Source organism: Corallococcus sp. AB049A (genome assembly GCF_003668885.1).
GTDB classification, from domain to species: domain Bacteria; phylum Myxococcota; class Myxococcia; order Myxococcales; family Myxococcaceae; genus Corallococcus; species Corallococcus interemptor.
Map to the genome: position 1 here is coordinate 1 of NZ_RAWL01000160.1, position 17,787 is coordinate 17,787.

General features: G+C 66.2%; 31 protein-coding genes and 1 pseudogene. 1 reads left to right on the top strand and 31 read right to left on the bottom strand.

Features of this window, described 5'->3' with window-relative positions:
* The coding region (locus D7X55_RS18480) for a hypothetical protein (protein WP_121723771.1) at positions 1-574 on the top strand (574 nt) is incomplete at its 5' end.
* Positions 575-681: 107 nt separating this feature from the next.
* On the opposite strand, the gene rplQ is transcribed toward D7X55_RS18480, so the two are convergent.
* From rplQ to tuf, 31 genes and pseudogenes are all read right to left on the bottom strand, one after another.
* On the bottom strand, positions 682-1,104 hold the full coding sequence (rplQ, locus tag D7X55_RS18485) for a 50S ribosomal protein L17 (protein WP_120552122.1): 423 nt from the start codon (positions 1,102-1,104) through the stop codon (positions 682-684).
* A gap of 191 nt (positions 1,105-1,295) precedes the next feature.
* The gene (locus D7X55_RS18490; protein ID WP_120552123.1) at positions 1,296-2,318 is read right to left on the bottom strand and encodes a DNA-directed RNA polymerase subunit alpha; all 1,023 of its coding nucleotides are present in this window, start codon (positions 2,316-2,318) and stop codon (positions 1,296-1,298) included.
* A gap of 220 nt (positions 2,319-2,538) precedes the next feature.
* The gene (gene rpsD / locus D7X55_RS18495) at positions 2,539-3,165 is read right to left on the bottom strand and encodes a 30S ribosomal protein S4 (protein ID WP_014395885.1); all 627 of its coding nucleotides are present in this window, start codon (positions 3,163-3,165) and stop codon (positions 2,539-2,541) included.
* Between the two features lie 69 nt (positions 3,166-3,234).
* Entirely contained in the window at positions 3,235-3,675 is a 441-nt protein-coding gene (gene rpsK, locus D7X55_RS18500) for a 30S ribosomal protein S11 (protein ID WP_120523531.1), read from the bottom strand.
* Between the two features lie 75 nt (positions 3,676-3,750).
* Positions 3,751-4,134: a 30S ribosomal protein S13 gene (rpsM, locus tag D7X55_RS18505; protein WP_120552124.1), complete on the bottom strand. Its 384-nt coding sequence runs from the start codon at positions 4,132-4,134 to the stop codon at positions 3,751-3,753.
* Positions 4,135-4,188: 54 nt separating this feature from the next.
* Positions 4,189-4,305, bottom strand: coding sequence for a 50S ribosomal protein L36 (gene rpmJ / locus D7X55_RS18510; RefSeq protein ID WP_002633586.1), 117 nt, complete (start codon positions 4,303-4,305; stop codon positions 4,189-4,191).
* A gap of 71 nt (positions 4,306-4,376) precedes the next feature.
* Positions 4,377-4,595 carry a translation initiation factor IF-1 gene (gene infA / locus D7X55_RS18515; protein ID WP_002614803.1) on the bottom strand — a complete coding sequence of 73 codons (219 nt, stop codon included), beginning with the start codon at positions 4,593-4,595 and terminating at the stop codon, positions 4,377-4,379.
* Positions 4,596-4,743: 148 nt separating this feature from the next.
* The gene (gene map / locus D7X55_RS18520) at positions 4,744-5,502 is read right to left on the bottom strand and encodes a type I methionyl aminopeptidase (protein ID WP_120552125.1); all 759 of its coding nucleotides are present in this window, start codon (positions 5,500-5,502) and stop codon (positions 4,744-4,746) included.
* 99 nt (positions 5,503-5,601) lie between these two features.
* Complete coding sequence (locus D7X55_RS18525) at positions 5,602-6,252, bottom strand: adenylate kinase (RefSeq protein WP_120552126.1); 651 nt, start codon at positions 6,250-6,252, stop codon at positions 5,602-5,604.
* A gap of 90 nt (positions 6,253-6,342) precedes the next feature.
* Entirely contained in the window at positions 6,343-7,689 is a 1,347-nt protein-coding gene (secY, locus tag D7X55_RS18530) for a preprotein translocase subunit SecY (protein ID WP_120552127.1), read from the bottom strand.
* A gap of 131 nt (positions 7,690-7,820) precedes the next feature.
* On the bottom strand, positions 7,821-8,348 hold the full coding sequence (gene rplO, locus D7X55_RS18535; RefSeq protein WP_120552128.1) for a 50S ribosomal protein L15: 528 nt from the start codon (positions 8,346-8,348) through the stop codon (positions 7,821-7,823).
* A gap of 16 nt (positions 8,349-8,364) precedes the next feature.
* Entirely contained in the window at positions 8,365-8,634 is a 270-nt protein-coding gene (rpmD, locus tag D7X55_RS18540; RefSeq protein ID WP_120552129.1) for a 50S ribosomal protein L30, read from the bottom strand.
* A gap of 2 nt (positions 8,635-8,636) precedes the next feature.
* On the bottom strand, positions 8,637-9,158 hold the full coding sequence (gene rpsE, locus D7X55_RS18545) for a 30S ribosomal protein S5 (RefSeq protein WP_014395877.1): 522 nt from the start codon (positions 9,156-9,158) through the stop codon (positions 8,637-8,639).
* A 22-nt stretch (positions 9,159-9,180) separates the two neighbouring features.
* Positions 9,181-9,537 (bottom strand): 50S ribosomal protein L18, encoded by a 357-nt coding sequence (gene rplR, locus D7X55_RS18550; RefSeq protein ID WP_014395876.1) that lies wholly within the window; start codon positions 9,535-9,537, stop codon positions 9,181-9,183.
* Positions 9,538-9,645: 108 nt separating this feature from the next.
* Entirely contained in the window at positions 9,646-10,212 is a 567-nt protein-coding gene (rplF, locus tag D7X55_RS18555) for a 50S ribosomal protein L6 (protein WP_120552130.1), read from the bottom strand.
* Positions 10,213-10,276: 64 nt separating this feature from the next.
* Positions 10,277-10,675, bottom strand: a complete 399-nt coding sequence (gene rpsH / locus D7X55_RS18560) for a 30S ribosomal protein S8 (RefSeq protein WP_120552131.1) — start codon at positions 10,673-10,675, stop codon at positions 10,277-10,279.
* Positions 10,676-10,843: 168 nt separating this feature from the next.
* The gene (locus D7X55_RS18565) at positions 10,844-11,029 is read right to left on the bottom strand and encodes a type Z 30S ribosomal protein S14 (protein ID WP_014395873.1); all 186 of its coding nucleotides are present in this window, start codon (positions 11,027-11,029) and stop codon (positions 10,844-10,846) included.
* Positions 11,030-11,053: 24 nt separating this feature from the next.
* Complete coding sequence (gene rplE, locus D7X55_RS18570) at positions 11,054-11,707, bottom strand: 50S ribosomal protein L5 (RefSeq protein WP_120552132.1); 654 nt, start codon at positions 11,705-11,707, stop codon at positions 11,054-11,056.
* A gap of 176 nt (positions 11,708-11,883) precedes the next feature.
* The gene (gene rplX / locus D7X55_RS18575) at positions 11,884-12,213 is read right to left on the bottom strand and encodes a 50S ribosomal protein L24 (RefSeq protein ID WP_014395871.1); all 330 of its coding nucleotides are present in this window, start codon (positions 12,211-12,213) and stop codon (positions 11,884-11,886) included.
* Positions 12,214-12,255: 42 nt separating this feature from the next.
* Complete coding sequence (gene rplN / locus D7X55_RS18580) at positions 12,256-12,624, bottom strand: 50S ribosomal protein L14 (protein ID WP_014395870.1); 369 nt, start codon at positions 12,622-12,624, stop codon at positions 12,256-12,258.
* Between the two features lie 65 nt (positions 12,625-12,689).
* Positions 12,690-13,004, bottom strand: a complete 315-nt coding sequence (gene rpsQ / locus D7X55_RS18585) for a 30S ribosomal protein S17 (RefSeq protein WP_014395869.1) — start codon at positions 13,002-13,004, stop codon at positions 12,690-12,692.
* 94 nt (positions 13,005-13,098) lie between these two features.
* Complete coding sequence (gene rpmC / locus D7X55_RS18590) at positions 13,099-13,305, bottom strand: 50S ribosomal protein L29 (RefSeq protein WP_120552133.1); 207 nt, start codon at positions 13,303-13,305, stop codon at positions 13,099-13,101.
* Positions 13,306-13,380: 75 nt separating this feature from the next.
* On the bottom strand, positions 13,381-13,800 hold the full coding sequence (gene rplP / locus D7X55_RS18595) for a 50S ribosomal protein L16 (RefSeq protein ID WP_014395867.1): 420 nt from the start codon (positions 13,798-13,800) through the stop codon (positions 13,381-13,383).
* A gap of 64 nt (positions 13,801-13,864) precedes the next feature.
* A complete protein-coding gene (rpsC, locus tag D7X55_RS18600) occupies positions 13,865-14,527 on the bottom strand; it encodes a 30S ribosomal protein S3 (protein ID WP_014395866.1) in 663 nt (220 codons plus the stop codon).
* A 41-nt stretch (positions 14,528-14,568) separates the two neighbouring features.
* Positions 14,569-14,913 carry a 50S ribosomal protein L22 gene (rplV, locus tag D7X55_RS18605; protein ID WP_014395865.1) on the bottom strand — a complete coding sequence of 115 codons (345 nt, stop codon included), beginning with the start codon at positions 14,911-14,913 and terminating at the stop codon, positions 14,569-14,571.
* 35 nt (positions 14,914-14,948) lie between these two features.
* The gene (gene rpsS / locus D7X55_RS18610; RefSeq protein ID WP_014395864.1) at positions 14,949-15,236 is read right to left on the bottom strand and encodes a 30S ribosomal protein S19; all 288 of its coding nucleotides are present in this window, start codon (positions 15,234-15,236) and stop codon (positions 14,949-14,951) included.
* 13 nt (positions 15,237-15,249) lie between these two features.
* On the bottom strand, positions 15,250-16,095 hold the full coding sequence (gene rplB, locus D7X55_RS18615; protein ID WP_120552134.1) for a 50S ribosomal protein L2: 846 nt from the start codon (positions 16,093-16,095) through the stop codon (positions 15,250-15,252).
* Positions 16,096-16,133: 38 nt separating this feature from the next.
* Positions 16,134-16,427: a 50S ribosomal protein L23 gene (locus tag D7X55_RS18620; protein ID WP_120523548.1), complete on the bottom strand. Its 294-nt coding sequence runs from the start codon at positions 16,425-16,427 to the stop codon at positions 16,134-16,136.
* Positions 16,424-17,047, bottom strand: coding sequence for a 50S ribosomal protein L4 (rplD, locus tag D7X55_RS18625; protein ID WP_120523549.1), 624 nt, complete (start codon positions 17,045-17,047; stop codon positions 16,424-16,426). Before rplD ends, D7X55_RS18620 begins: the two co-directional genes overlap by 4 nt.
* A 51-nt stretch (positions 17,048-17,098) precedes the next feature.
* Positions 17,099-17,407, bottom strand: coding sequence for a 30S ribosomal protein S10 (rpsJ, locus tag D7X55_RS18630; RefSeq protein ID WP_002633608.1), 309 nt, complete (start codon positions 17,405-17,407; stop codon positions 17,099-17,101).
* Between the two features lie 195 nt (positions 17,408-17,602).
* Positions 17,603-17,787, bottom strand: a pseudogene (gene tuf / locus D7X55_RS18635) (elongation factor Tu); the annotation flags it as partial.

Consider the following 17,787-nt stretch of genomic DNA (forward strand, 5'->3'; position numbering starts at 1 on the left):
CACCAGCCCCGGCATGCGCGCCGTGAGCGCCGCCCGCGCGGCCCCGCTGGAGAAGCCCAAGACGGAGGGCCCGCTGGGCAAGCGCGTCGCGGCGGAGACGTCCAACGTCGTCCTCAACGCCTTCTCCATCCTGAAGGAGCAGCTCGCGGACTTCCGCGCGAGCGACCGCTTCTTCAAGTACAAGGCCGGCATCGTCGCGGGCTGGCTCGTCCTGTCCGTCGCCAGCCTCGGCATCGCGTGCCCGGGCAGCTCCCTGGACACGGGTGACATGGACGCGCGCCTGGTGCTCAGCGACAAGCTGGACCGGCCCTCCGTCACCATCTGGAACGAGAGCAAGGACGTCTGGCGCGACGTCATCATCACCGTGAACAACGAGTACAAGGCGGTGGTGGCGGAGGTGCAGCCCGGCAACTTCGTCACCATCACGCCCAAGCAGCTGCTGGGCAAGAGCGGCGGCGCCGCGCCCGCGGACCTCCGCTTCCAGGCGCTGACCATGAAGAGCGCGGACGACAACGCCGACCTCACGCCCTCTCTCCAGGAGGAGTGGAAGCGCCTCTTGGCGCCGAAGAAATAGCCTCCGGAAAAACACGAAGGGCGCCCTCCTGAAGCAGGAAGGCGCCCTGGGTGCTTCTTCAGTCCGGCCGGGCCTCACTCACGCGAGACCCGGGCGCGGGGAACGGCTCAACCCTCGGTCTTCGCCTCGGCGGCGGGAGCCTCGGTCGTCTCGGCGGCGGCCGGAGCCTTCGCGGGACGGTCCACCAGCTCGATGAGGGCCATCTCCGCGGCGTCGCCACGGCGGAAGCCCAGGCGCACGATGCGGGTGTAGCCACCCGGACGGGAGGCGTAACGCTCCTTGTACTCGCTGAACACCTTCTGGAGGACCGTGCGGTCCTTCACGGTGCGGGCAGCAAGGCGCACGTTGGACAGGCCACCGCGCTTCGCGAGCGTGATGATGCGCTCGGCCAGCGGACGGACTTCCTTCGCCTTGGGAACGGTGGTGCGGATGGCCCCGTGCTCCAGCAGGGACGTGACCATGTTGTTCAGCATCGCGAGACGGTGGCTCGTGGTGCGGTGCAGCTTCCTCTGTCCGACCTTATGGCGCATGCGCGTGCTCCGGGGCCTCTGTCCGAGAACCCCACCACTCCGGCCGTATCAGGTACCGGGTGGGAAGGACGGCCCCGACACAGGGGCCGTCGTTGAATCGGGCCCTGTGTACCAGGGCCCCCTGCCTTCGCGCCACCGTGAAGCCGTGTCGGCGGGCAGCCAGGGCAGGTGCTTCAGGAAACGACGACGCTCTAGGCCTTGGGGGCCGCGGGAGCCGGCGCGTTCTTCGGCGGCCAGTTCTCCAGCTTCATGCCCAGCGACAGGCCCATCTCCGCGAGGATCTCCTTGATCTCCTTCAAGGACTTGCGGCCGAAGTTCTTCGTCTTGAGCATCTCCGCCTCGGTGCGCTGGACCAGGTCACCGATGGACTTGATGTTCGCCTGCTGCAGGCAGTTGGCGGAGCGCACCGACAGCTCCAGCTCGTCCACCGAGCGGAACAGGTTCTCGTTGAGCTTCGCCTCTTCCTTCGGCGCCTCGGCGACGACCGGTTCCTCGGTCTCGTCGAAGTTCACGAACACCGTGAGCTGCTCCTTGATGATCTTCGCCGCGTACGCCACCGCGTCCTGCGGCACCACGGAGCCGTCCGTCCAGATCTCGAGCGACAGCTTGTCGTAGTCCGTGACCTGACCGACGCGCGCGTTGGTGACCTGGTAGTTCACCTTGCGGATGGGCGAGAAGAGCGAGTCGATGGGGATGGTCCCGATGGGCGCGCCCGCCACCTTGTTGGTGGACGCCGGCACGTAGCCCCGGCCCCGGCGGCACGTCAGCTCCATGCGCACCTTGCCACCCTCGGACACGGTGCAGATGTGGTGCCCCGGGTTGAGGATCTCCACGTCCTGGTCCGCGATGAGGTCGCCCGCCTTCACTTCCTTGGGGCCCTCCACCTCGATGCGCAGCGTCTTCGTCTCGTTCGTGTGCATCCGGAGGAGGACCTCCTTCAGGTTCAACACGACGTCCGTGACGTCCTCGGCCACCTCGGGGATGGTCGTGAACTCGTGGTCCACGCCCTCAATCTTCACGGAGGTGATGGCCGCGCCCTGCAGCGACGACAGCAGCACCCGCCGCAGCGAGTTGCCCAGCGTCGTCCCGAAGCCGCGCTCCAGCGGCTCCGCCACGAACTTGCCGTACGTGGGGCTCAGCGAGTCCTGGTCCACTTCCATGCGGCGCGGCTTGATGAGGTCGCGCCAGTTCTTCGCAACAAACGTGTCGGCCATGGGGACTGCTCCTCTGGTCGTGCGCCATCACCCACTTCCCCGTCAGGGTGACGGGAGGACGGGCACGCGGGGGGACTGCCTAACAACCTCGCCCGGCGCGCGCAGGACGCACCCTCCAGGCGATGAAACGACAGGCGACAAAGCGACGACGCCCCGGCCTCGTCGGCCAGGGCGTCCACCGCGGGAGGGGCCCACCGCGAGGCGGGCCCGGCATCCCTGCTTACTTCGAGTACAGTTCGACGATGAGCTGCTCCTGGATGGGCATGGTCAGGTCCTCGCGGTTCGGGACCGTCTTGACCGTGCCCTTGAACGCCTTCTTGTCCAGGTCGATCCACTGCGGCACGCCACGGCGGTCCACCGTCTCCAGCGCCTCGGAGATGCGGAGCACCTTGCGGCTCTTCTCGGCGACTTCCACGGCGCTGCCCGGCTTCACGGCGAACGACGGGATGTTCACCCGGCGGCCGTTGACCTGGAAGTGACCGTGACGCACCAGCTGGCGCGCCTCGTTGCGCGTGTCCGCGAAGCCCATGCGGAACACCACGTTGTCCAGGCGGAGCTCCAGCTGCTGCAGCAGGTTCTCACCCGTCTTGCCCTTGGCCGCGGACGCGCGGTGGTAGTACCCGCGGAACTGGTTCTCGAGCAGGCCGTACATGCGCTTGACCTTCTGCTTCTCGCGCAGCTGCACGCCGTAGCCGGAGAACTTCACGCGGCCCTGGCCGTGCTGACCGGGGGGATAGGGGCGGCGCTCGATGGCGCACTTGTCCGTGTAGCAACGGTCGCCCTTGAGGTACATCTTCAGGTTCTCGCGCCGGCAGATACGGCAGGCGCTCGCGGTATAACGAGCCACGGAAACTCTCCTTGCAGATGGTCTGGAGCCGGGCCCGCCGCGAGGCGGGTCCCCGGCCCGAAGCGGTGATTAGACGCGGCGGCGCTTGGGCTGACGGCAGCCGTTGTGCGGGATGGGCGTCACGTCGCGGATGAGGCTGATCTTCAGGCCGGCGGCGGCCAGCGCGCGCAGCGCCGACTCACGGCCCGCGCCCGGGCCCTTCACGAACACCGTCACGGTCTTCAGGCCGTGCTCCATCGCCTTCGCCGCGGCGTCGCCAGCGGCCACCTGCGCCGCGAACGGCGTGGACTTGCGGCTGCCCTTGAAGCCGCGCGCCCCGGCCGACGACCAGGAGATCACGTTCCCGGACACATCCGTGATCGTGATGATGGTGTTGTTGAACGTGGACTGGATGTGGACCACGCCGTTCAGGATGTTCTTCTTGCCCTTGCGCTTGTTCTTCTTCGCCGCAGGGGTCTCGCCACCCTCGGCACCGGCCGGCGCGGCGGCGGTATTGATCTCGTCAGCCATGTGAATCGCTGCTCCTGGGAGTAGGTGATCAACGCCCGCGCCTCACACGAAGCGAGGCTGCGGGCGCCAGAGGGTTTAGCGGGCCGGAGCGGCCGGCTTCGCGCGAACGATGCCGCGCTTGGGACCCTTGCGGGTACGCGCGTTGGTGTGGGTGCGCTGGCCGCGGACCGGAAGACCCTTGCGGTGACGCAGGCCCCGGTAGCAACCCAGGTCCATCAGCCGCTTGATGTTCATGGTCACTTCACGCCGGAGGTCACCCTCGACCTTGTACTTGGCCTCGATGATCTCACGGATCTTTCGGGCCTGGTCCTCGGTGAGGTCCTTGGTCCGGGTGGTGAGATCGATGCCCGCCTCGGTGATGATGTCGTGCGCGGTCTTGTTACCGATCCCGTAGATGTACTGAAGCGAGATCACCGCACGCTTGTTGGGCGGCAGATCGATGCCGGCGATACGAGCCATCTTCGGTCTTCCTTCGTTTGGAGTTGGTCTGAGGCCAAGAGTCCCTGGGGACTCTTAGCCCTGGCGCTGCTTGTGCCGGGGGTTGGAGGCGCAGATGACGCGCACGATGCCCTTGCGGCGAACAACCTTGCACTTGTCGCAGATCTTCTTGACGGACGCCCGAACCTTCATGGAGCGAACTTCCTTCCTTCAGCAGCGGAGAAAAGCACAACAGCCGGTCCGCACAGGCGGCCGGCCCGAAATTACTTGGCCCGGTACGTGATCCGGCCGCGGGTCAGGTCATACGGCGACAACTCGACCTTCACCTTGTCGCCCGGGAGGATACGGATGAAGTGCATCCGCATCTTGCCCGAGATGTGCGCGAGCACCTTGTGGCCGTTGTCCAGCACCACGCGGAACATCGCGTTCGGTAGGGGTTCCATGACGGTCCCCTCGACTTCGATGGAATCATCCTTCGGCAAGCGTCAACCTTCTTCCCGGACCACGAACCTTCTGGAAGCGCGGCGGGATAACACTTTGGTCCGTAAGTAGCAAGCGCCGCGCGATCTGAAATCTGGACATCTATCAACACCTTCTGACATCACCCTATTTCACCCGGCGTCCGGCCCTTCATCCCCGCCGGGTCAACACTTCCGGCCCCCGCTCCGAGATCAGGATGGTGTGCTCGAAGTGGGCGGACAACTTGCCGTCCACGGTGACGGCCGTCCACTCGTCTTCCAGGACCTCCACGTCGGGCGTTCCCTGGTTCACCATCGGTTCCACCGCCAGGACCATGCCCGGCCGCAGCTTCATCCCCGCCCCCGGCTGCCCATAGTTGGGAACCTGGGGCGGCTCGTGCAGCTTCCGTCCAATCCCGTGCCCCGTGAAGTCCCGGACCACGGAGAACCCCCTCGACTCCACGTGGCGCTGCACCGCGTGGCCAATGTCGCCAATCCGGTTGCCCGGCTGCATCACCTGGATGGCCTTCTCCAGCGACTGCCGGGTGGCGTCCACCAGGGCCTGGGCCTCCCCACTCACCTTCCCCACCGGCACCGTGCGCGCCGAGTCCCCGAAGAACCCCCGGTAGGCGACCCCGAAGTCCAGCTTCATCAGGTCCCCGGCCACCAACCGGCGCTTGCGGTTGGGGATGCCGTGGACGACCTCCTGATTCACGGAGGCGCATAGGACGCCCGGGAAGCCGTGGTAGCCCTTGAACGCCGGCCTGGCCCCCTTCTGCGCGATGAGCTTCTCCGCCAGGGCGTCCAGGTCCCAGGTGGAGACGCCAGGGGCCACCGCCTTCTCCAGCTCATCGAGGATTTCACAGACGATCCGGCCCGCCTCCCGCATCAGGGCGATCTCGTCGGGGCTCTTGAGCTCCACCGGGTTCATGCGCCCCTTTCCCTACCGGCCTGCTGCACTGTGGGAACCCGCGACCGGTGGGGCGGCAGTCCGGACCGGCCCTGCCCCCGCCCCGCTGCCTGCCCTGGTTCAGGCAGGACGGCCGGCGGCCTTCTTGATCTCCTCGTAGATGCCCTCTGGAGACCCGACGCCGTCCACGCTCTTGAGCAGCCCCTTCTTCGCGTAGAAGTCCTTCAGGGGGGACGTCTCCGCGTCGTACTTCTGGAGGCGCTTCTCGATGACCTCCGGCGTATCGTCCGGGCGCTGCACGAGCTCCGTGCTGCACTTGTCGCACAGGCCCGCGCGCTTCGGGGGGCTCTGGGTGACGTGGTAGACGGCCCCGTCATTGGGGCACACCCGCCGGCCCGAGCCACGCTCGACCAACGTTGAGTGCGGGACCTCGAGCGACACCACTGCGTTGAGCTGCTTGCCCAGCCGCTCCAGCATCCGGTCCAGCGCGTCCGCCTGTCCCGGGGTGCGGGGGAAGCCGTCGAGCACGAAGCCCTGGGCCACGTCCGGCTCCTTCAGCCGCTCCTCCACGATGCCGATGACGACGTCGTCCGGGACGTACTGCCCCGCGGCCATCAGCGGCCCGGCCACCTTGCCCAGCGGCGTGCCCTCCTTCACGGCCTTGCGGAGGATGTCGCCGGTGGAGATCTGCGGAATCTGGAAGTCCGCGTAGAGCTTCTTCGCCTGGGTTCCCTTCCCGGCGTTCGGCGGCCCCAAGAGGATGAGGTTCATGTCGCTCCTTTGTACCTACGTCCACCCTTGAACGACGAGGCGCCCCTCCCCACCAATGGGGAGAGGCGCCCGGAACACAACCGACTGCCGTCAGGCCGCCACGCGGACCCGACCACGGATGCGCGGACCGCGCGGACCCGCGAAGCCTTCGTAGTTGCGGCTGATGAGGTGGCCTTCGATCTGCTGCACCGTGTCCAGCGCCACGCCCACCACGATGAGGAGCGCCGTGCCGCCGAAGGTGAACCGCACGCCCAGCACGCTGCTGATGACGGACGGAATCACGCAGATGATGGCCAGGTAGATGGCGCCACCGAACGTGAGGCGGTTGAGCGTGCGCTCGATGAACTCCGCCGTCTGGCGGCCCGGGCGGATGCCGGGGATGTAGCCACCCTGCTTCTTGATGTTGTCCGCCACGTCATCCGGCCGGAAGGTCAGCGCCGTGTAGAAGTAGGAGAAGAACACCACCAGCAGCACGAACAGGCCGTTGTAGACCCAGAGGTTGCCCTCGATGCCGCGCTGGAAGCCCTGCAGGAAGGGGAACCACGCGCCCAGCGTCGCCGGGAAGGACAGCACCGCGCCGGCGAAGATGGGGGGAATCACGCCCGAGGCGTTCACCTTCATGGGGAAGTACGTGGCCTGGCCCGCGAACATGCGACGGCCCGCCATGCGCTTGGCGTACTGGATGGGCACGCGCCGCATGCCCCGCTCCACGTAGACCACCACGCCGATGATGAGGAGCATGAAGAAGAGCAGGCCCAGCACCGCGGCCACGTTCACCACTTCCTGCGTCGTCAGGTCCAGCAGCTGCTTCGCGCCGGGCAGCACACGCGCCACGATGCCCGCGAAGATGATGAGCGAGATGCCGTTGCCGATGCCGCGCTCGGTGATGCGCTCGCCCAGCCACATGATGAAGGCCGTGCCCGCCGTGAGGCTCACCACCGTCATGAAGGTGAACCAGAGGTTGTCGTTGGGCACCACCACCTGGTTGAAGCCGCCCTGCCCCGCGTCGGAGCGGCCCAGCGAGGCCAGCCACCGCGAGATGCCCACGCCCTGCACGACCGACAGCAGGATGCTGCCGTAGCGCGTGTACTGGTTGATCTTCTGGCGGCCCGCGGCGCCTTCCTTCTGCAGGCGCTCCAGGCTGGGCACCACCACCGCGAGGAGCTGGATGATGATGGAGGCGCTCACGTACGGCATGATGCCCAGACCGAAGATGGACATCTGCTCCAGCGCGCCGCCGGAGAAGAGGTTGAACAGCGACACGAGGCCGCCCGATTGTTTCTGGGCGTCCATGAACGCGTTCATCGCGGAGCGGTCCACGCCCGGCGTGTTGATGAAGATGCCGATGCGGTAGACGGACAGCAGCACGAGCGTGTACGCAAGCCGGCTGCGCAGCTCCGCGATGCGGAAGACGTTGGCGAAGGCGTTCAGGGCCACGGTAATGCCATCCTCTTCAAGAGGTTCTGCCAGCAACAACAAACGCCCCTCTCCGGTTCCGGAAAGGGGCGCGGAAGCCTACACAAGGCTGGAGGCGCGCACCACACTGCCGTGATGCGCGCCGGTCACGCCTACGCCCGGGGCTGGCGAGGAGCCTTGACGCCCTTGCCGGCGTGGGCCTTGGCGGCCGACTCCGGCTTGTGCGCCATCAGGGGGAGCTCCTCCACGGAGCCGCCCGCCTTCTCGATGTTCTCGCGAGCCGCCGCGGACACCTTGTTCACCTTCACGGTGAGCTTCTTGGCGAGTTCGCCGTGCGCCAGGACCTTGATGCCGTCATAACGGCCCTTGACCAGGCCCGCCTGCTTCAGCGCGGCCTCGTCCACCATGGCGCCCGCGTCGAACACGTGCTCCAGGTCGCCCAGGTTGACGATGGCGTAGGAGGTCCGGTTGGGCGGGTTGAAGCCGAACTTCGGCAGACGGCGCTGCAGCGGGCTCTGGCCGCCTTCGAAGCCTTCGAACCGCATGTTGCCGGAGCGGGCCTTCTGGCCCTTGCCGCCGCGGCCGGCCGTCTTGCCCAGGCCGCTACCCTGGCCACGGCCCACGCGCTTCTTGCGGTGCCAGGAGCCCTCAGGGCGCTTCAGATTGGTCAGGATGCTCATGTCGAATCCTCAGTTCTCAGGCCTTGGCCGTGGCGGCCAGGCGCTCCAGGGCGCGGTCCCGGGCGACAATCTTCCGGGGCTTGCGGCGCTTGGGCGCCGGGGCCTCCTGGCTGACCGTCTCCAGGGAGACCAGGTGCTTCACCTTGAACACCATGCCGCGCACCGCCGGGGTGTCCTTCAACAGCCGCTCGTCGCCGAACTTCTTCAGACCGAGGCCCTTGATGGTGGCCAGCATGTCCTCGGAAGAACCCGAGTAGCTCTTCGTCAGCTTAACCTTGAGCGCCATGACTAGCCCCTCGCCTCGCCCGCGAGCTTCTGGGTCTCGACGTCCTTGCCACGCAGCCGCGCGACCTGCTCCGCGCTGCGCAGCAGCTTCAGGCCCGCAACCGTGGCCTTCAGCACGTTGTGCGGATTCCGCGAACCCTGGCTCTTGGTCAGGATGTTGCGGATGCCCGCCGCCTCCAGCACCGCGCGCACCGCGCCACCGGCGATGACGCCCGTACCTTCGGAGGCCGGCTTCAGGAGCACCCAGCCGGCACCGAAGTGCCCCAGGATCTCGTGCGGGATGGTGTGACCCATGCGCGGAACGCGGAACAGGTTCTTCTTCGCGTTCTCGCCGCCCTTGCGGATGGCTTCGGGGACCTCGTTGGCCTTGCCCAGGCCCACGCCCACGTGCCCGTTGCCATCGCCCACCACGACGAGCGCGGCGAACGAGAACCGGCGGCCACCCTTCACCACCTTGGCCACGCGGTTGATATTCACCACGCGGTCGGTCAGGTCCAGATCGTTCGGATTGATCGGAGTTGCCACTTGAGGAATTCCTTTCTGGTACCTAGAACTTCAGGCCGGCCTCGCGCGCGGCGTCAGCCACGGCGGCGATGCGCCCATGGTAAGGGAAGCCGTTGCGGTCGAACACCACCGCATCGACGTTGGCGGCCTTGCACTTCTCCGCGATGAGGGAGCCCACGCGCTTCGCGTCGGCCTTCTTGTCGCCCTCGTCCTTGCCCTTCAGCTCCTTGGACAGGGACGACGCGAACGCCAGCGTGCGGCCGGTGGAGTCGTCCACCACCTGGGCGTAGATGTGCTTGAGGCTCTTGTAGACCGACAGCCGCGGACGCTCCGTGGTGCCGGAGAGCTTCTTGCGGATGCGGTTCTTCCTCTTGAGGCGCTGATCGACAGTCTTGGACATGGCTGCTTCCTTTTCCGTCCGGCGGCGATGCGGCCTTCCGCCGCCGGATGATTCCGCCAGACCTCAAGGTCCGGCGGGGTTGAATGCTCGGCGAAGACGCGGCGACGACTAGGTCGTACCGGTCTTGCCCTCCTTGCGACGGATGCGCTCCTCGGAGTACTTGATGCCCTTGCCCTTGTAGGGCTCCGGCGGACGCAGCGAGCGGATGTTGACCGCCGTGGCGCCCAGGGCCTCCTTGTCCGCCGAGCGGAGCGTGAGCCCCACCGTGGGAAGGCTGTCCTCGGTGCGGGAGACCTTGTCGACTTCCGCCGTCACGCCCTCCGGCAGGTTGAACACCACCGGGTGGGAGTAACCGAGCGAGAAGTGGATGGCCTTGCCCTTCACTTCCGCGCGGAAACCAACGCCGCGGATGTCCAGGCGCCGCTCGAAGCCCGTGGAGACACCCTTCGCCGCGTTGGCGAGGATGGTCCGCGTGAGGCCGTGCAGGCTGCGGGCTTCGCGAGAATCGTCCTCGCGCTGCACCGTCACCTGGCCGTCCTTCACCTCCACCTTCACCTTGGCGGGGAGCTTGACGGACAGCTTGCCCTTGGGGCCGTCAAAGTTGACCTGCTGGTTGGCGACGTTGACCTTCGTCTTGTCACCAAGCTTGATCGCCAGTTTTCCAATCCGACTCATGATTGCCTCGTGCTGTCGTCGCCCGGGGCGCGCTCCTCGCGGAGCACATCCCCCAGGCTCCTGGCTAGTAGACCGTGCAGAGCAGCTCGCCGCCGACCTTCTGCTTCCGGGCCTCGGTGTCCACCAGGATGCCGCGCGAGGTGGAGAGGATGGAGATGCCCATGCCACCGAGCACCGGCTGGATGTCGCGCACCGCGACGTAGCGGCGCAGGCCGGGCTTGGACACGCGGCGGATGCCGGTGATGGCAGGGCTGCGGTCCGGGCCGTACTTCAGCTGAACGGTGATCTCGTTCTGCGGCGCGACCTCGTGGATGGCGAAATCCCCGATGTAGCCCTCGTCCTTGAGGACCTTGACGATCTCCACCTTGAGCTTCGAGTGGGGGATGACGACCTTGTCGTGCCGCGCACGCGAGGCGTTGCGCAGGCGGGTCAGCATGTCGCCGACGGGATCATTGACCGGCATGAAGCACCTTCAAGCAAAGCAGCGGTCCCAGGGGGACACACCGCGCTCGCGGCCACCGCGCCTGCCGGGCCCATCCCGGGGGTTCGCGACGACCGCCACTACCCTTCTACTTCCACCGCAGACCGCCCTGCCCTCTTCAGGACAGGGACGGGGTTCCGGGTCCAGCGCCTACCAGGACGACTTGGTGACGCCGGTGATCTCACCGCGCAGGGCGCGGTGACGCAGGCAGATACGGCACATCTTGAACTTGCGCAGGAAGGCGCGAGGACGACCGCACAGACCGCAGCGGTTGTACTGACGCACGGGGAACTTCAGCTTGCGCTTCGCCTGGGCAATCTTGGAGAGCTTGGCCATGATCGATGGGAGTCCTGGGCTCGGTTACTGACGGAACGGCATGCCGAAGTGACGCATCAGCGCGAGGCCCTGCTCGTCGTTCCGGGCGGTGGTGACGAAGCTGATGTTGAGCCCCTTCACCTTTTCGATCTGATCGTAGTTGATTTCAGGGAAGATGATCTGCTCGCGCACGCCGAGGGTGTAGTTGCCCTTGCCGTCGAAAGCCTTCGGGGACACGCCCTTGAAGTCACGCACGCGCGGCAGCGCGACGGTGATGAGGCGGTCCATGAACTCGAACATGCGGTCGCCGCGCAGCGTGACGGCGGCACCGATGGCCTGGCCCTGGCGCAGCTTGAAGTTCGCGATGGACTTGCGCGCGCGGGTCACGACCGGCTTCTGACCGGTGATGGCTGCCAGCTGGTCCACCGCCGACTCCAGGATCTTGTTGTTGGCGAGCGCCTCGCCCAGACCCATGTTGACGACGATCTTCTCCAGCCGCGGCACTTCCATGGGGTTCTTGAGCCCCAGCTCCTTCATGAGCGAAGGAACGCCTTCCGCGCGGAAGCGGTCCTTGAGGCGCGCCGAGCGGGCCTTGAGGCCCTCCTCGATGTTCGCGGCGAAGCCGACCTTCTTGGCTTCTTCCTTGCCGCGCTTCTTGCTCTTCTTTTCCTTCGAGTCGGCCTTCTTCTCGTCAGCCATTTTTCAGTCCTCTGCTTCGGAGCGCCGTCATGGACCCAGCGCGTCCGATCAGTCCTACGTCTAGAACGTGGAAACACCCGGAGGGAACAACCATTTCAGCCCTCTGGACGTGCACGCCCGCCTGCCCCACCACCTGGTGGGGCAAGGGGCGCGCATACATGCCCGAACACCGACCCCTAGTCAATCAGGGCGTCACACTGCTTGCAGAACCGCTTGGAGGACTCCCCCTCCTTGCGGATGCCGACGCGAGTCGGCTTGTCGCACTTGGCGCAGACCACCTGGACGTTCGAGAGCGCGATGGTGCCCGGCTTCTCGATGATGCCGCCCTCGGGGGACTGCGGCGTCTTGCGCAGGTGGCGCTTGACCAGGCGCAGGCCCTCGACCGTCACGCGGCCCGCCTCGCGGTCAACCTTCAGCACCTTGCCGCGCTTGGTCGCCGGCGTCTTCTCCGAGCGCTCAGACCCGGAGATGACCTGGATGGTGTCACCGACTTTCAGCTTCTGCATGGCTTCCTCACTCTGGCTGTTCGCCGTCAGGCCTGCGTCCTCTTAGAGGACCTCGGGCGCCAGCGAGATGATCTTCATGAACTTGCGGGCACGCAGCTCACGGGCAACCGGCCCAAAGATGCGCGTCCCGATGGGCTCCAGGTCCTTGTTGATGAGGACCGCCGAGTTGCCGTCGAACTTGATGTAGCTGCCATCCGCACGACCCACCTCGCGACGGGTGCGGACGATGACGGCCTTGGCCACGTCACCCTTCTTCACCTTGGAGTTGGGCAGGGCCTCGCGGATCGACACGACAATCACGTCGCCGATGGAGGCATACTTGCGCTTGGAGCCGCCGAGAACCTTGATGCAAAACACCTTCTTGGCGCCCGAGTTGTCGGCCACATCGAGCACACTCTGCATCTGAATCATGTGAAGTCTCCTCTTGCTCGAACCCGTCCACGCGCTTCATGGCGCACGGACGCGGTGTGGCCTACCTAGACGTTCTTGCTCTTCTCCAACACCTCGACCACGCGCCAACGCTTGTCCTTCGAAGCGGGCTTGGTCTCGGCGATGCGCACCCGGTCACCCTCGTTGATGGTGACCTTCTTCGGGTAGTCGTGATCCTCGACGTGCGCCTTGTACTTCTCGCGCAGGCTCATGATCTTCCCGTACTTCGGGTGGGGAGCGCGACGCTGGACGGTGACGACCACCGTCTTCTGCATCTTGTTGGAGGTGACGATGCCCACGCGGGTCTTGGGACGACCCCGGGTGGAGGTCTCGGCAGCGGGCGTTTCGGTCGCTTCAGCCATGTTGGTTCTCACTGTCTGTCATGCACCCGGGCCCTCTGCCCGGATGGCCACGGACACCGGGTGAGCCCGGATGCCCGCGGATGCACTGCTACTACTACCCCGCCTTCGCGGCCCGAGCCTTCTGGCCCAGGACGGTGAGGATGCGGGCCAGATCACGGCGGTGCTGCACGCCCTCAGCGGGGCTGTCCAGCGAGCCGGTCCGACGCTTGAGCCGATCCTGGACCAGCGTGTCGCGCAGCTCCTTCGCGCGATTCTGCAGGTCGTCCGTCGACAGTTCCTTCAGTTCCTTCGCAGTCGCCATCTTGGTCTCCTCGGCGCGGGAGGCGGGCGCCCTCCCCTGTCACCAGGTGGAGCGCCCGTCCCGTGCGGTGCGTGACTACAGCGAGAGCTCGCTGCGGCGCACGATCTTGGTGAGCACCGGCAGCTTCGCCTGCGCCAGCTTCAGCGCACCGGTGGCGATCTCCTGCGTCATGCCCTCCATCTCGTAGAGCACGCGTCCCGGCTTGACGACCGCGACGTAGTACTCCACGCCACCCTTACCGGTACCCATACGGGTCTCGGCGGGCTTCTTCGTGATGGGCTTGTCCGGGAAGATCCGGATCCAGATCTTGCCGCCGCGCTTCACGTGGCGCGTCATCGCGATACGGGCCGCCTCGATCTGGCGCGAGGTGATCCATCCCGGCTGGAGGCTCACCAGGCCGAACTCACCGTAGGTGAGGTCGCTGCCGCGGTGGGCCGAGCCGAACATGCGGCCCTTCTGCATCTTGCGGTACTTGGTTCGAGCAGGCTGAAGCATGGTCGATGTCCTTCGTGCCTCGCGTGCAGGGCGGGCTTTTCAGGGCCCACCCCACAGGGGCGTCTTACCGGTTGGTGGCCTGGGGGGCCTGGCCGCCCTTGCCGGGGAGGACCTCGCCCTTGCAGATCCAGACCTTGCAGCCAATCTTGCCGTAGGTCGTCTTGGCCTCGGCGAAGCCGAAGTCGATGTCCGCGCGGAGGGTGTGCAGGGGCACGCGGCCCTCGCGGTACCACTCGTAGCGGGCCATCTCGGCGCCACCCAGGCGGCCCGAGCAGGCCACGCGGATGCCCTTGGCCCCGAACTTCATCGCGGTCTGCAGCGCCTTCTTCATGGCGCGGCGGAAGGCGATGCGGCGCTCGAGCTGCGTGGCGATGTTCTCCGCCACGAGCTGCGCGTCGGTCTCGGCCTTGCGGACCTCGACGATGTTCAGGAAGACCTCGTTCTTGGTGAACTGCTGCAGGTCCTTCTTGACGGTCTCGATGCCAGCGCCGCGCTTGCCGATGACGATGCCCGGACGCGCGGTGTGGACGTTGACCTTCACCTTGTTGGCGGCGCGCTCAATCTCCACCTTGGACACGCCCGCGTGGTTCAGCGACTTCTTCACGAACTCGCGGATGCGGATGTCCTCGTGGAGCCACTGGGCGTAGTTCTTGTGCTCGAACCACTTGGAGTCCCAGGTCTTGATGACGCCGAGCCGGAACCCGATCGGATGTACTTTCTGTCCCAAACTGAATCTCCTTGGTGCGTCCGGGCGGGGCCCGACGGGTCCTACTTCTTGGCCTCGGCCAGCACGACGTGGACGTGGGCAGACTTCTTCTGGATGGGCGTCGCGCGACCCATGGCGCGCGGCATGAACCGGCGCTGGGTGGCGGCCTGGTCCACGGAGATGGTCTTGACGTAGAGGGTATCCACGTCGACCTGCCCCTTGGACAGATCCGTCGCGTTGGCGACGGCGCTCTTGATGAGCTTCTCCACCGGCCGCGCAGCAGCGCGCGGGGTGAACTTCAGGATGTTCAGGGCGGCCTCAACAGGCTTGCCCCGGATGAGCGCCGCGACGAGGGACAGCTTGCGCGGGCTCATGCGCAGGTGACGCAGATGTGCAGTCGACTCCATGGTCATCTCCTCAGGCTCTCAGGCGTGCGAACGGGCTACTTGCCCGGGGCCTTGGCGACCTTCTTCTCCGCCGAGTGCCCACCGAAGGTGCGCGTAGGAGCGAACTCGCCGAGCTTGTGGCCCACCATGTTCTCCGTGACGAACACCGGAATGAACTTCTTGCCGTTGTGAACGGCGAAGGTGTGACCCACGAACTCAGGGAGAATCGTGGAGCGCCGGGACCAGGTCTTGACGACCGCCTTCTTGTTCGCGGCGATCATCCCCTCGATCTTCTTGAGGAGGTGATCGTCAACGAACGGACCCTTCTTGATCGAACGAGCCATGTTTCAAATCCTCTTACTGGCTGCGCGCGCCCTGGCGGCGGCCGCTCACGATGAACTTGTCGGTGCGCTTGTTGGTGCGCGTGGTGAGGCCCTTGGTCTTCTTGCCCCACGGAGACACCGGGTGCGGGTTACCCTGGCCGGACTTACCCTCACCACCACCGTGCGGGTGGTCAACGGGGTTCATGGCCAGACCGCGGACGGTGGGACGGATGCCCAGCCAGCGGCTCTTACCCGCCTTGCCGATGCGGATGATTTCGTGCTCGATGTTGCCCACCTGGCCCACGGTGGCGCGGCACTCGATGAGCACCTTGCGCACGGCGCCCGAGGGCATACGGACCTGGGCGTAGCGCTCCTCCTTCGCCATCAGCTGGCCGGAGGTGCCCGCGGAGCGGATGACCTGGGCGCCACGGCCCGGCTTCAGCTCCACGTTGTGGATGACCGTACCCACCGGGATGTTCTGCAGCGGCAGGCTGTTGCCCGGCCGGATGTCGGCGGTGGCGCCGGCGAACACGGTGTCGCCCACGGCCAGGCCCACGGGGGCCAGGATGTAGCGCTTCTCGCCGTCCGCGTAGTGCAGGAGGGCGATGTTGGCCGTGCGGTTCGGGTCGTACTCGACCGCGACCACCTTGGCCGGCACGCCGTCCTTGTCACGACGCTTGAAGTCGATGGTGCGGTAGCGACGCTTGTGACCGCCACCCTGGTGACGGCGGGTGATGTGGCCGTGGACGTTGCGGCCGCCGGAACGCTTGAGCGGCTCGGTGAGGGCCTTCTCCGGCGAGTCCTTGGTGATGTCCGCGAAGTCGGACACCGTCATCAGACGGCGGGCGGCGCTTGTCGGCTTGTACTTCTTGATGCCCATGGTGTGTTCCTCTCAGGCGGATCTGTACGCCAGTGGCGTCAGACCGCTCCCCCTTCGAAGAGTTCGATCTTGTCACCTTCCTTGAGGGTGACGACCGCCTTCTTGAAGTTGGGGCGCTGGCCGATGCTCTTGCCCACCCGCTTCGTCTTGCCACGCACGATGTTGGTGCGAACACCCTCCACCGTGACCTTGAACAGGGACTGGACCGCGCGGGACACGTCGTGCTTCGTGGCCTTGCGGTCCACGATGAACGAGTACTGGCGGAACTTCTCCCGGGCCTTGTCCAGCTTCTCCGTGATGAGCGGGCCCTTGATGACGTCGTTCAGGTTCATGACAGGGACCCCTCGAGCGCCTTCGCGGCGGCGGAAGTCAGGACGATGTGCGAGTGCTTGAGCACGGACTCGAGGTTCAGACCCTCGGGCGGCAGCACGTCGAACTTCGCCAGGTTGCGCACGCTGCGGTGCAGGTTGGTGTTGCCACGCTCGTCGATGACCAGCGCGTTCTGGAGCTTCATGCGGCGCGTGAGCACCTCGAAGGCCTGCTTGGACTTCGGGGCGTCCAGCTTGAAGCCGTCCAGGATGATGAGCTGCTTCTCCCGGGCGCGCAGGGACAGCACGGCGCGCAGGGCACCGCGGCGGACCTTGCGGGGCGGCCGGTAGAAGTAGTCGCGGGCCTTGGGGGCCATCGCCTTGCCGCCGCCCACCCAGTGGGAGGCGCGGATCGAGCCCTGACGGGCGCGGCCGGTGCCCTTCTGCTTCCAGGGCTTCTTGCCGCCGCCGCTGACGAGCGAGGTGTTCTTCACCCCGACCGTGCCGCGGCGCCGGTTGATCTGCTGCATCTTCGCCACCTCGTAGAACAGGTGGGTGTTCGGCTCGGCGCCGAAGATCTCGTCGGAGAGCTCGATCTCCGACACCTTCTTCAAATCCAGGTCGACTACGTCAAACTTCGCCATGGCACTTTCCTCGGGGGTCAGAGTGAAACCACTCCGACGCCATCCCGCTTCCTAGGACTTGATCTCGACGTCAACGCCGGCAGACAGATCCAGCTTCATCAGCGCGTCCAGCGTCTGCTGGGTCGGCTCGAGGATATCGAGCAGGCGCTTGTGCGTGCGGATCTCAAACTGCTCGCGGCTCTTCTTGTCCACGTGCGGCGAACGCAACACGGTGAACTTGTTGATGCGCGTCGGCAGGGGGATCGGACCGGCCACCTTGGCGCCCGTGCGCTTGGCCGTCTCGACGATCTCCCCAGCACTCTGGTCCAGGAGCTTCGAGTCGTACGCCTTCAGCCGGATGCGGATCTTCTGTGTCGCCATTCGCAAGAACCTCTTTGAACGACCTCTGGGAACCGTGAGGCGGTACGCCCGTCAACGCCTGGATTTCAGAGAACCGTTTCTTCGGAACGAAGGGGCGCGGTGTGTACCACCACACCCCATGGGTTGCAACTGGATTCCCACCGGCTCCCGGGAATGGCCCCCTTGGGCCCTCCCCAGGAGCTGATGGCCTGAGAACTACGCGATGATTTCAGCCACGACGCCCGCGCCCACCGTGCGGCCGCCTTCACGAACCGCGAACCGGAGCTCCTTCTCCATCGCGACCGGGGTGATGAGCTCCACCTCGATGGCGATGTTGTCGCCCGGCATGACCATTTCGACGTTGTCCGGCAGCTTCACCGTGCCCGTCACGTCCGTGGTGC